Raw genomic sequence first — 12713 nt, 5'->3', positions numbered from 1 at the left:
TGATCCAAGACTTTCGCCACCCGTGAATGGGAGCGATATCGCCCTGATATCGTTAGGTTTTCTTGAAAAACACAAAGGTCACCCGCTTGCGTTTTTCGAATTTCGCGGTCCGTCTAGCATAGGAACTGTGGACTCGCAACACGCGTAATAACGGAATAAGCCTTAAGGACAAGGCCTTGGCCGCAAATTTCTCCGAATCTGCGCCAAATTGGTCAGAGCATGTGTCAACACCGCGATCTTTCTCGTCAGACGAGTCCGAAGACATAGAAGAGCGGCAATGCTGCAAGCAGGATTTCCACTACCAGAAGTAGAAAATTGCGGATCGTATTTCCCCGGTCAGACATGATCGACAGGATTCGTCCGAAGCAAGCCAAAGCCATGGCCGCACCGAAGGCTAGATAGAGCGTCGGCTGGGCCAGGATAAGGGCGGTCGCCGAGAAGCCGAGGATCAGGCCGCCGGCGGATCGGGTAGCGCCATAGCCTTCGGGCCGAAGCTCGCGCGGCTGCAGGGCGAAGAACTTGAGCGCCACGCCCGGCGCAAACATGACCAGCGCACCGATCAATGCAGCGGCCGCCGCGGCGCAAAAGGCGAGTTGCTCGCCGAATTCCGTCGGAAAATAGAACTCCATGCTTGATCCCCGTCTCAAAGCAAATCGAACGTCGCGCTTATCGCACAAAGCGACCCTTCGAGATATTGGCGGGCCGGCATTTTTCCGCAGTTTTGCGCTGCTTTGCCACGACGTCGGTCGAACCTAGAGGAAGCTCTGCGGATCGACATCGACCTGAACCTGGATCGAACGTCGCTCCTTCGGCCCGTTGGCGAGCATCGCCCGAACGAAACCCTGCATGTCGCTGGTGCGCCGGCCGTGCACGAGAAGCCGGAAGCGATGCCTGCCGCGGATCAGGGCCAAGGGTGCTTCCGCCGGACCGAGGATGGCGATGTCGCGCTCGACCGGCGCCGACTGGCGCAGCTGTCGTGCATGGGTTTCCGCCTCGGCGCGGCTGTCGGCCGAGACGATGATCGAGACCAGACGGCCGAAGGGCGGAAGGGCTGCCCGCTCGCGCTCGGCGATCTCCCGTTCGTAGAAGGCCGAGGCATCGCCGGAGACCAGCGCCTGCATGACCGGATGCATCGGCTGGAAGGTCTGCAACAAGCCGTGGCTCTTGCGACCGGTGCGGCCGGCCCGGCCGGTCACCTGCGACAACAGCTGGAAGGTGCGCTCGGCCGCACGCGGATCGCCATTGGCAAGGCCGATATCGGCGTCGACAATGCCGACCAGCGTCATCAGCGGGAAATTGTGACCCTTGGCGACGAGCTGGGTGCCGATGACGATATCGGCCTCGCCATTGGCGATCGCTTCGAGCTCCAGCCTGAGCCTCTTCACCCCGCCGAGGTCGGAGGACAGCACCAGCGTGCGCGCATCGGGAAAATGCCTCTCGACCTCCTCGGCAATGCGCTCGACGCCGGGGCCGCAGGCGACCAGGTGGTCGAGCGTGCCGCATTCCGGGCAGGCCTGCGGTGTCGGCTCGGAATAGCCGCACTGGTGGCACTGGATCTGGCCGCGGAATCGGTGCTCCACCAGCCAGCTCGAGCATTGCGGGCACTGGAACCGGTGGCCGCAGACGCGGCAGAGGGTGAGCGGCGCATAGCCACGTCGGTTGAGGAAGAGCAGCGCCTGTTCCTTGCGCTCGATCGTCCTGCCGACCGCCCTCAACAGCAAAGGCGACAGAAAGCCGCCCCGCTCCGGCGGATGGCGGCGCATGTCGATCAGATGCAGATCCGGCATGGCCGCATCGGCAAACCGCGTCGGCAGGTGGATGCGCCTATAGCGGCCAGCCTGACAATTCACCTGGCTCTCGACGGAAGGGGTCGCCGAGACCAGCACGACCGGGAAGCCGGCGATCCGCGCCCGCACCACAGCCATGTCGCGCGCATTGTAGAAGACACGGTCTTCCTGCTTGAAGGCAGGGTCATGCTCTTCGTCGACGATAATCAGCCCCAGATCCTCGAACGGCAGGAAGAGCGCCGAGCGCGCCCCGGCAACCACGCGGATCTCGCCGGTCGCGGCCTGTCGCCAGACCTTCTCACGAGTGCGGGTTGCCAGATCCGAATGCCATTCGCCCGGCTTGGCGCCGAAGCGATCCTGGAAACGTTCAAGGAAATTGGCGGTAAGCGCGATCTCCGGCAGCAGGATAAGCACCTGCCGTCCCTGCCGCAGCGTTTCGGCGATCGCCTCGAAATAGACCTCCGTCTTGCCCGAGCCCGTAACACCGTCGATCAGCGCCACCGAGAACCCGCCCTTGCGGATGCCTTCGAGAATTTCGTCCGCGGCTTCCTTCTGCGGCCCAGCGAGACGATGCTCGGCGAACTCTGGATCGGGTCTCGCCACCAGCGGCGGCGGAGGCAGGAACACGGTTTCGAACACGCCCTGGGCGGCCAGACCGTCGATCACGCTGGTCGACACCCCGCTCGCATGGGCAAGGCCGCTCTTGGTCCAGGAAAGCCCGTCGCCGGCGAGATCGAGCACCTTGCGCCGCGCCGGGGTCATCCTTTCCGGCTCCATGCCGGAGAAGCGGAAACCCTCGACCATCGGCTCCGGATCGAAGGCGGCCGGCGCGCGAAGCGCCATGCGGGCCACATAGCCCGGTGGCGAGAGCGTATAGGCGGCGACCCAGTCGAGGAAGCTGCGCATGGGCTTGTCGAGCGGCGGACAGTCGAAGACCTTGGTGATCGGCCGAAGCTTCTTCGGATCGACGGAATTGGTTTCCTCGCCGTCCCAGACCATGCCGACGACCTGGCGCGGCCCGAGCGGCACCTGCACGATAGAGCCCGCCTCCACGGGCATGCCATCGGGCACCGCATAGCTATAGGCGACCGGCGCCGGCATCGGCACCAGAACCGGCACGACGCGGGAAGAGGGGAGCGGGCCGAACAGTCCGGGCGAATCGTCTTTCATGGGTCGCCATATTTGCCCCTCGGCGACCGGAAAGAAAACCGAAAAGGCCATTACACAGGAAAGCGGCCCGCAGACGAACTGCGGGCCGCGTGCTTGCTCAATGGACCGCCTGGTCGGGGCGGTTAATCGTCCGATCAGCCGCGAGCGGCATATCGTGGCCGCGCCGCCGCCATTTCCGCGCCGGCCTGCCGAAGCTGGGCAACGGCCGCGCGCGCACCGTCGGCGAGCTGGAACTGCCGGATGAGTTCGCGCAGGCGCCGCGATTCCGTCGCCAGCGTCGCGCTGGAGGCATTGGCTTCCTCGACCATGGCCGCATTCTTCTGCGTGACCTGGTCCATCTGGTTGACGGCCGTATTGACCTCGGAGAGCCCCAGCGCCTGTTCGCGGGCCGAAATGGCGATCGCATCCATGTGCTGGTTGACGGTGACGATATAGGCTTCGATCGTCTTCAGCGCGTCACCGGTATCCTTGACCAACTTGACCCCGCTTTCGACCTCCGCGCTGGAATTGCGGATCAGGTCCTTGATCTCCTTCGCCGCCTGGGCGGAACGCTGCGCCAGCTCCCGCACTTCCTGAGCCACGACCGCAAACCCCTTGCCTGCCTCGCCGGCGCGTGCCGCCTCGACGCCGGCGTTCAGCGCCAGCAGGTTCGTCTGGAAGGCGATCTCGTCGATCACGCCGATGATATTGGCGATCTGGTTGGAGGACTGCTCGATGCGCTGCATGGCATCGACGGCGCTCGCCACGACCGCCCCGGATTGCGCCGCACTGGAATTCGCCTGCACGGCGACCGCCCTCGCTTCCTCTGCACGCTTGGAGGAATTCGAGACATTGGCGGTGATCTGGTCGAGTGCGGCGGCGGTTTCCTCCAGCGAGGCCGCCTGTTGCTCCGTGCGCCGCGACAGGTCGTCAGCACTCTGGCTGATCTCCTGGGTGCCGGAATCGATCGAGCGGGAGGCTTCGGCCACCGACGTGAGGGCATTGCTGAGCTGGGAGACGGCAGCGTTGAAATCGCTGCGCAGGCTCTCGAACTCGGGCGCAAACGGGATCGCCAACTCGAACGACAGATTGCCGGCGGCCAGCTGCTTGAGGCCGTCCGCCAGGCCCGCGGTCGCCTGGGTCATGGCTTCGGTGCGCACGCGCTCGACTTCGGTGTTACGGCGGCGTTCGAGTTCGCTTGCTTCCTGCGTTGCCGCGGCCTCTTCCTCGAGCCGCTGGTTGGCAATGGCGTTGTTGCGGAACACTTCGACAGCGGCCGCCATCGCGCCGATCTCGTCCGGCCGGCCGATGCCCGGAATGTCACAGGCGGTATTGCCGGCGGCGAGTGTGCGCATGCTGGTCGTCATCGCGCGGATGGGGCCGGAAATGCTCCGCGCCACGAACCACATGGCGCCGACGCCGCCCAGCGCGATTATGGCGGCGACCAGGATCTGGAGGGCACCGTCGCTGGCATTGCGCTCGGTCAGGTCCTTGTCCAGCTGGTTGGCTTCGGCCATGGCCACCGCACGCGGCACGTCGATCATGACCGACCACGGCGTTGCCGTCCGGCCGATGACGATCGGCGAGAAGGCCTTGAACGCGTCGCCGCTGGCAAGAACCTCGTCACGACCGCCCTTGATGACCGGCAGATATTGCGACAGGTCCTTGTTCGCCAAATCGAACGGCTGGCCGATCGTTTCCGGATCTTCACTGGAAGCGACGACGAGGCCCATATGGCTGACGATCGAGACAGTTGCCTTGCCGCCATAGATCGAGGCCTTGACCTGCTCGGCCAGCTTCTGCACGAAGCCGAGATCGAAATCGGCGCCGGCAACACCGGCGAACTTGCCGTTGACCGTGATCGGCACGGACATCGTGGCGAGAAAGACGCTCTTGCCCTGCACGACATAGGGCAAGGGATCGAGGATGCTTTCGCCCTGGCCCTTCTGCGGGCCGATATACCAACCGCCCTTCATCACGCCGTTCGGATGAAGTTCGGCACTGTCATATTCGACGAGCGGCTGCAGCGCGATCTTTCCGGCGGCATCGCGGGTCCAATAAGGCAGGAAACGTCCCGTCGCATCCGAGCCGAGATCGCGCCGGTCCCGGAAATTGGCGTCGGCGCCGTCAAGCGCGTTGGGCTCCCAGGCGCTGTAGGTTCCGTTGAAGCGCGGATTGTCCTTCAGGACATTGAGAAGCACGGCATTCAGCTGCGCCCGCCGGGTCTCCGGCGGCGTCGATGCCGAATCGCCCACCAGCATTTCGAAGCTGCGCGCCATGACCCGTGCCGCATCGAAGGCACCATCCAGCGAAGACCGGATGACGCCGGCCTGCGTCGATGCCAGCGTCTGCAGGCTTTGCTTGGTTTTCACATCGGTGAGTTCGGTCACCTGGCTGGCGACGAAGGCGCGCGCATTGCCGGCGGAGACGATACCGTAGCCAACGAGACCGGCCGTGGCGGCCAGGACGCAGACGCCGGATAGGACTGCAATTTTGAGCTGTATCGATTTGAAGCGCATTCGATTTTCCCCTTGCCGAGTGCGTGGTGCGAGGGGCTTGCGGTCAACGCTCTTGCCCCTTTGGACGGACACCAGCTTGAGGTCGCAAGTCGTTAACATAAGCGAACCGAAATAGACGGATCGGCCGACCTGAATTTAAGCACTTTCGAAAACTGTAGCAAAAGCGCGACGGATCTCCGCCGACGTGAATCCCGGCGGCAAAACCCCGCTGTCTCGGGCGATTGTCGATCAGGTCGCCGAGATCGCATGCATTGCACAACCTGGAATCGACAGGCGGAGCCGGAGGTGCCTAGAGGGAAAAGACGGCATTGCCGTCGGCGGCGAGGGCGTGGACGGTATGGCGCTCCAGAGCGGCCGTCACCTCGACCGGATCGCCACTGAGGTGCTCAGGCTCGATCAGGTTGCCGACGGTGAAGTCGAAGCGGTCGCCCTTCTTGTTGAGCAGTTCGTGGAAGACCGTCATGTCGCGCAGTTCGGTCGACCACTTGGCGAACCAGTAGAACAGGCCGGAATTGCGTGCCGACATGTGCACCGGCAGGATCGGCAGATTGTACTTGCGGGCGAGCCCGACGGCCGATGTCTTCCACGGTCGCTCGTTCAAGCGTCCGTTCGCCCAGTAGGCGATGCGCCCGGAGGGGAAGAGCACGGTGGCCTTCTGCTCCTGGATGGCGCGGTTGGTAAGCTGCAGCGTCTCGCGCGCCTTAAGCTTGGTCTTGTGCTCCTCGCGCCATTCCACCGGGATGATGATCTCGGCAAAGCGCGGATTGACCCGGATCGCATCGCGGTTGGCGAAGAACATCATGTCGGGCCGGGTGGTCTTCAACAGGTCGAACACGGCCACGCCGTCGGCGATGCCGGTCGGGTGGTTGCTGACCATGATGAAGCCGCCCTGGCCGGGTATGCGTTCGCCATACCGGACATTGATGTCGAGCTGAAGGATGCCGCTCAGATAATCGAAGGCCTGGAAGCCCGGCATGTTGGCGATGTCGTTGGCGAACTCGATGGCCTTGGCGTAGCGCAGCAAGGTGTAGAGAAACGGCCGCATGACCGGCCAGAGCGGGTTATGAACGATCTTCACGCCCCGCTCGGCGATCAACGTATCGACGATATGACCCGGCTTCCCCTGGGAGACCAGCGCGACCGCCTCGGCGAACTGCCCGAAGGTCGTCATCGAATCACGGCGCGTCATCTGGAACTCCGACTATTTTCGATCAATTTCTATTGCAGTCCAATGTGATCGAAGCATGACAGACAGAACCGCGTTAGCCATTCCCTAACGCTGGGGGTGCATGTTGGCGGAGCATTCGAGATAAGTAAAGGAAGCGGACGTGGACGAACTGTTGATCCTCGCGGCCGACGATCTGATGGCCGAACGCGGCGCCTGGCTGGCAAGCCTCGGCGGAGAACGGCGCCTCTCGGGGAATACGCTGGAGGCCTATGAGCGCGACACCCGCCAGTTCCTGCGCTTCCTCACCACCCATGTCGGCGGGCCGGCGACCATCAAGGACGTATCGGCCCTGCGGCCGGCAGACCTGCGCGCCTTCCTCGCCTTCCGCCGCAAGCAGGGCGCCGGCGCCCGCTCGCTCGGCCGGCATCTGGCCGGCCTTCGCTCTTTCCTGAGGCATCTCGAGCGCAAGGGCCTGGTCAACGCCGCCGGCGCCGGCGCGATACGGTCGCCGAAACAGCCGAAGTCGCTGCCGAAGCCCCTGAGCGGCACCCAGGCAATGACCGTCGTCAGCCAGGACGCGCAGATGAACGAGGAGCCATGGATCGCTGCCCGCGACGCCGCGGTGCTGACCCTCCTCTACGGCTGCGGACTTCGCATCTCCGAGGCGCTCGATCTCACCCCTTCCGCCTTCGCCGGCAATCCGACCTCGCTGCGCATCACCGGCAAGGGCGCCAAGACGCGGCTGGTCCCGCTGCTGCCGGTCGTCGGCGAGGCCGTCACGACCTATGTCAAACTCTGCCCCTACCATCTGGAGGCCGGCGAACCCCTGTTTCGCGGGGCGCGCGGCGGAAAGCTGCAGCCGGCGATCATCCAGCGCGAGATGCAGCGCCTGCGCTCGGCCCTCGGCCTGCCGGATTCGGCGACGCCGCACGCGCTGCGTCACTCGTTTGCCACCCACCTTCTCGGCAGCGGCGGAGACCTGCGCACCATCCAGGAACTGCTCGGCCATGCCAGCCTGTCGACGACGCAGGTCTATACCGGCGTGGATGCCGCACGGCTGCTCGACGTCTACGAGCGAGCCCATCCCCGCGCCTGAGCGCAGCGCCGTTAACCACAAGCGTTAATGGAACGTGAGGAGGCGGGCCGCTAGATTGCCGCGACAGAAACGGACAGTCCCATGAACGCGCACCCCTTCGACCGACTTCGCCTGCGAAACCCCTTTTCCTTTGCCGGCGATGTCACGCTCTGGCTGATCGCCGCGCTGCACGTCGCTCTGCTGGTTGTCACCGCTTTCGTGCTGTTCTCGGTCTCTCCGGCGAGGGCCGGCGAACCGCCGGCCTGCACGGGCGAAGACCTGTTGCCGGCCCTGCAGAAGACTGATCCCGCCACCTATGACAAGATCGTCGCCGAAGCGGTAAAGACGCCGAACGGCAAGGGCATATTCTGGAAGATCGAGAAGACCGGTCTTTCCCCGTCCTATCTGCTCGGCACCATGCACGTGACCGACCCGCGCGTTTTGGCCATGCCGAAGGGAGCGAGCGAAGCTGCTGCAAACGCCTCGACCATCGTCATCGAATCCGACGAGATCCTCGACGAGAAGAAGGCCGCCGCGGCGATGCTGATGCATCCCGAACTGACCATGTTCATGGACGGTTCGACGATCCGCGATCATCTGTCCGCCGCAGATGCGGAAAAGCTGGAGACGGGCCTCAAGGCCCGCGGGCTCGCCCTTGCCGCGGTCGCGCGCATGAAGCCGTGGATCCTGTCGAGCTTCGTGGCCCTTCCGGCCTGCGAGATCGCCCGCAAGGCGGCGGGCGCCTCCTTCCTCGACAAGCATATCGCTGAAGATGCGATCAAGGCGGGCAAGAAGGTCGTCGGGCTCGAAACCCTGGCGGAACAGTTGCAGGCGATGGCCGACCTGCCGGTCGAATTCCATCTGCAGGCGCTGATCGAGACGCTTGAGCTCGGCGACAAGATGGACGACGTTATCGAGACCATGACCGCGCTTTACCTTGCCGGCGACACGGGCATGACCATGCCGATGCTCGAAGCCGTTGCGCCAAGCAAGCCCGGCCAGGACGAAAGCGCCTATGCCGCCTTCGAAAAACGCATCGTCACCGACCGCAACAGGATCATGGCAGAACGCGCAGCACCGCTGCTTGCCGAAGGCAAGATCTTCATCGCCGTCGGCGCTTTGCATCTTCCGGGAGAGCACGGGCTGATAGAGCTTCTGCGCGCGCAGGGCTTCACGGCAAGTGCAGTCAACGGCTGACGACCGCCGGATCGGCAAGACGCCGAAGTGTGGTCCTAACGATCAGCCTGTGGAACGGCGTGATCGCAAGAATGTAGAGCCGGCCGAAGGCATTGTGCCTGTCGACCAGCGTCGTGACCGAGACCTTGCTGCCGGTCGCTTCGGCAGAAGTCACATCGATCACGATACGGAAATCCAGATGCCTGTCGTTGAAGCCCAGCACAACCTGCTCATGGCGCTCGCTGACGATTGGAAAGGCCCCGACGGAACCCGCCTCACCCAGTTTCATTTCTGCGGCCTTCAGGCCGACTGGTGCGACAACGCGGTTACGAAGGTCAAGCAGACGGCGCACCCAGACCGGCGATTGGCCGAGGGCCAATCGCGCCGCACGGATAGCCGGCATGGCCTGTTCCGGACTGATCACCGCATATCGATCGGCCCAGTCTGCTTGTAGCAGGGCGGGATGGGGAAGCGCCGGGTCTTCGGGATAAACATCAGCCATGGCGCTTCCTGTTCTTGTCTCATGCGACGGCTGAAACTCGCAGTCTCAGCCCTTGGTCATCCGCTGGGCCACAGGCGTCTTCCAGACGAACTGGTGGACGAGAACCGCGCCCACATGCACGACGATCAGGACCCACGTGAGCAGCTTCATCGGACCCGCGTGCAGGCCGCCTGCAGCTTCCACACCGCCGTAGTAGGCAAGCGCTCCACTGATCGGCATGGCGAAGAACAGCAGGTAGAAGGCGCCGTGGGCGACCTTGGCGGCAAGCTTTCCGAGCGGCGGCTCCTCGGCGGGCGCCTCCGGCGCGCCATGGGTGAGGCGCAGGATCACCCGGATGACCGCGAGACAGAGGACGGCGATGCCCACATAGGCATGGATATTGGCCGAGGCGATCATGTCCGGCGTGGGGGTCTGCCCCTCTTCCACCGCTTCGGAAAGCTCTCCCATGGCTTCGGCAAAGAGCAGGTTGAACAGGAGGAGACCGGCCATCAGCCAGTGAATGAGACGTTGCGGAATGGAATAGGACAAAACGGGGGAGGACGGCATCTTCTTGCCTTTCGTCAATTGGTTAACGGCAATTGCGTCCGGATGATAAAGGCCGCGCCCTGCATGGCAAGACGCGGCCTTGATGATGAAGAAGATTTAATCTCCGGCTGATCACATATGGATCGGCTTGAAGAAGGTGGCGAGCGCGGCTTCCTTGACGGCTTCCGACATGGTCGGGTGCGCGTGGCAGGTGCGGCCGAGGTCTTCCGACGAACCGCTGAACTCCATCAGCACGGCGATCTCGTGGATCATCTCGCCGGCGCCGAAACCGATGATATGGCCGCCGAGCACGCGGTCGGTCTCCTTGTCGGCCAGGATCTTGACGAAGCCGTCGGTCGTCAGCATGGCGCGCCCGCGGCCATTGGCGGTGAACGGGAACTTGCCGACCTTGTAGGCGATGCCTGCGGCCTTCAGCTCTTCCTCGGTCTTGCCGACGGAGGCGACTTCCGGCTGGGTGTAGACGACGCCCGGGATAACGTCATAGTTCACATGGCCATGCTGGCCGGCGAGAATTTCGGCCAGAGCCACGCCCTCGTCCTCGGCCTTGTGGGCGAGCATCGGCCCCTTGACCACGTCGCCGATGGCATAGATACCCGCGACATTGGTGCGGTAGTGGCCGTCGATCTCGACGCGGCCACGGCCGTCGAGCGCGACGCCCGCTTCGGCAAGGCCAAGGCCCTCCGTATACGGCTTGCGGCCGGTGGCGATCAGCACGACATCAGCGTCGATCGTCTGGGCTTCGCCGCCCTTGACCGGCTCGAAGGTGACCTTCGCGCCCTTGTCGGTCTTCACGACGCCGATGACCTTGGCGCCGAGGTTGAACTCCATGCCCTGCTTGGCAAGCATGCGCTGGAACTGCTTGGAGACGTCGCCGTCCATGCCCCCGAGGATGGTGTCGAGATATTCGACGACGGTCACCTTGGCGCCGAGGCGCAGCCAGACAGAACCGAGCTCAAGACCGATGACTCCACCGCCGACGACAACCATCTTGCCCGGAACCTTGTCGAGCGCGATACCGCCGGTCGAGGAGACAATGACCTTTTCGTCAATCTCGACGGCGACACCGGGGATGCCGGCGACGTCCGAGCCGGTGGCGATGACGATGTTCTTGGTTTCGAGGATCTGCTCCTCGCCCTTGTCATTGATGACGGATACCTTGCCGGCGGAAACGACCTTGCCCGTGCCCTGGAAGCCGTCGATCTTGTTCTTCTTGAACAGGAAAGAGACGCCCTCGACGTTTGCCTTCACCGTCGCGTCCTTGTGCGCCATCATCTTCGCAAGGTTGAGCTTGGGCGCAGCAACCTCGACGCCGAGCGCATCCATGCCATGGGCGGCCTGGTGGAACATCTCGGAGGCGTGCAACAGCGCCTTCGACGGAATGCAGCCGATATTGAGGCAGGTGCCCCCATAGGTGGCGCGCTTTTCGACAACCGCGACCTTGAGGCCGAGCTGGGCGGCCTTTACGGCGCATACATAACCGCCGGGGCCGGAGCCGATAATGATGACATCGTAAGACATGGGCTGCTTCCTTCGTTTTCGGCGACTATCGTCCGCCGCTGACATTCAAGATGGCGCCAGTCACATAGGATGCCTGGCTGGACATGAGATAGAGAACCGCGTCGGCGACTTCATCGGCGAGGCCGGGACGCTGCATCGGTATGGCGGACGCCATGGCGCTGGCGCGGTCGGGTATGCCGCCGGAAGCGTGGATATCAGTGTCGATGATGCCCGGACGAATCGCGTTGACGCGGATCCCTTCGGCCGCGACTTCCTTGGACAGGCCGATGGTGAACGTATCGACCGCCCCCTTGGAGGCGGCATAGTCGACATATTGCCCGGGACTGCCGATCGTGGCCGCCATCGACGAGATGTTGACGATCGAACCGCCCTGCCCGCCATGGGCCGTGGACATCCGGCGCACGGCTTCGGCGGCACAGCGGATCTTGCCGATCACGTTGATCGCAAACATCCGGTCGAGCCGGGCCCGGCTGAAATCCTCGACCCGTTCGGCGCGATCGACCACGCCTGCATTGTTGACCAGTGCGTCCAGCCGGCCGAAATGCTGGTCGAGCGCCGCGAAGATCGCCGCGATTCCGTCCTCGCTGCCTGTGTCGCCCTTGACGATTTCGGCACGCGCACCCGTTGCCTGGAGTTCCGTTGCCAGCGCACGCGCCGCATCTTCCTGGGCGACGTAGTTGATCAGCACGTCCCATCCCTGGCTTGCGGCCTTGCGCGCAACGGCCGCGCCGATGCCGCGACTGCCTCCAGTGACGAGAACGACAGGACGCCCGGTCATTTCGCGCATTCCTTCAGCTCGAACACGTCCCAGGACATGCCGGAAAGACCCTTGCCGAGCACCGACCGAGAGACAGCGGGGCCGAAACCGGGAAGGATCAGGCTTTCCGGAGCGTCGGCGCCCTCGGGCGGCAGGAGATCGACATGGCCCGTCGCCTTGTCGCTCGCATAGATGATGCCGGTCCAGACGGTGCAGGCAGCGAGGTCAGCCCCCGTCACGTCGCCTTCAGGGCAGTTGTGCATGGCCATCGCCACCGGCCGCTCGATCTCCGGATCGAACATCACGTGACCTTCGACCGTCATCTTGTCCGAAGGGGTCGCCAGCACGAAGCGATGGCTGACAGGCGAGTCTTCGCCGCTGGCCTGGAAACGGATCTCGATCTTCGTTTCCGCCTCGGCATAAACGGCGCGTTCGATCTGGCAATCGGCGGCCGCGGCCGGAAAGACTGACACAAGCGACAGGACTGCGATCGACGAGGTCAGTCGGCCCTTCATC

Annotated in this window: 11 protein-coding genes; 2 read left to right on the top strand and 9 right to left on the bottom strand. The window is 64.0% G+C overall.

The genetic code is table 11. The features are described from left to right. Window positions 1-245: 245 nt before the first annotated feature. The 4 genes from AC07Y0_RS22070 to AC07Y0_RS22055 all read right to left on the bottom strand — a co-directional run bounded on the left by AC07Y0_RS22070 (window position 246) and on the right by AC07Y0_RS22055 (window position 6644). Window positions 246-629 (bottom strand): AGROH133_08824 family phage infection protein, encoded by a 384-nt coding sequence (locus AC07Y0_RS22070; RefSeq protein ID WP_498679771.1) that lies wholly within the window; start codon window positions 627-629, stop codon window positions 246-248. Between the two features lie 123 nt (window positions 630-752). Then, complete coding sequence (locus tag AC07Y0_RS22065) at window positions 753-2957, bottom strand: primosomal protein N' (protein WP_498679770.1); 2205 nt, start codon at window positions 2955-2957, stop codon at window positions 753-755. Window positions 2958-3091: 134 nt separating this feature from the next. Further along, complete coding sequence (locus tag AC07Y0_RS22060) at window positions 3092-5455, bottom strand: methyl-accepting chemotaxis protein (protein ID WP_498679769.1); 2364 nt, start codon at window positions 5453-5455, stop codon at window positions 3092-3094. A gap of 289 nt (window positions 5456-5744) precedes the next feature. Then, window positions 5745-6644: a GNAT family N-acetyltransferase gene (locus AC07Y0_RS22055; protein WP_498679768.1), complete on the bottom strand. Its 900-nt coding sequence runs from the start codon at window positions 6642-6644 to the stop codon at window positions 5745-5747. A gap of 139 nt (window positions 6645-6783) precedes the next feature. On the opposite strand from AC07Y0_RS22055, the gene AC07Y0_RS22050 reads away from it, so the two are divergent. Further along, window positions 6784-7719 (top strand): tyrosine recombinase XerC, encoded by a 936-nt coding sequence (locus tag AC07Y0_RS22050; protein WP_498679767.1) that lies wholly within the window; start codon window positions 6784-6786, stop codon window positions 7717-7719. Window positions 7720-7800: 81 nt separating this feature from the next. Then, a complete protein-coding gene (locus AC07Y0_RS22045; protein WP_498679766.1) occupies window positions 7801-8895 on the top strand; it encodes a TraB/GumN family protein in 1095 nt (364 codons plus the stop codon). On the opposite strand, the gene AC07Y0_RS22040 is transcribed toward AC07Y0_RS22045, so the two are convergent. The 5 genes from AC07Y0_RS22040 to AC07Y0_RS22020 all read right to left on the bottom strand — a co-directional run bounded on the left by AC07Y0_RS22040 (window position 8885) and on the right by AC07Y0_RS22020 (window position 12712). After that, window positions 8885-9376, bottom strand: a complete 492-nt coding sequence (locus tag AC07Y0_RS22040; protein WP_498679765.1) for a DUF2867 domain-containing protein — start codon at window positions 9374-9376, stop codon at window positions 8885-8887. The two genes, AC07Y0_RS22045 and AC07Y0_RS22040, sit on opposite strands and share 11 nt — an antisense overlap. A gap of 45 nt (window positions 9377-9421) precedes the next feature. Beyond that, window positions 9422-9922 carry a cytochrome b gene (locus AC07Y0_RS22035; RefSeq protein ID WP_498679764.1) on the bottom strand — a complete coding sequence of 167 codons (501 nt, stop codon included), beginning with the start codon at window positions 9920-9922 and terminating at the stop codon, window positions 9422-9424. A gap of 111 nt (window positions 9923-10033) precedes the next feature. Further along, a complete protein-coding gene (lpdA, locus tag AC07Y0_RS22030; protein ID WP_498679763.1) occupies window positions 10034-11440 on the bottom strand; it encodes a dihydrolipoyl dehydrogenase in 1407 nt (468 codons plus the stop codon). Between the two features lie 25 nt (window positions 11441-11465). After that, the gene (locus AC07Y0_RS22025) at window positions 11466-12218 is read right to left on the bottom strand and encodes an SDR family oxidoreductase (RefSeq protein WP_498679762.1); all 753 of its coding nucleotides are present in this window, start codon (window positions 12216-12218) and stop codon (window positions 11466-11468) included. Further along, complete coding sequence (locus tag AC07Y0_RS22020; RefSeq protein ID WP_498679761.1) at window positions 12215-12712, bottom strand: hypothetical protein; 498 nt, start codon at window positions 12710-12712, stop codon at window positions 12215-12217. The genes AC07Y0_RS22025 and AC07Y0_RS22020 overlap by 4 nt, the downstream gene beginning before the upstream one ends. Between the last annotated feature and the right edge of the window lies 1 nt (window position 12713).

The sequence above is a fragment of the Allorhizobium sp. GW101-3B10 genome (assembly GCF_059424725.1).
Note: the sequence above shows the minus strand (reverse complement) of the source record. Positions and strands in the feature narration are given on the sequence as shown.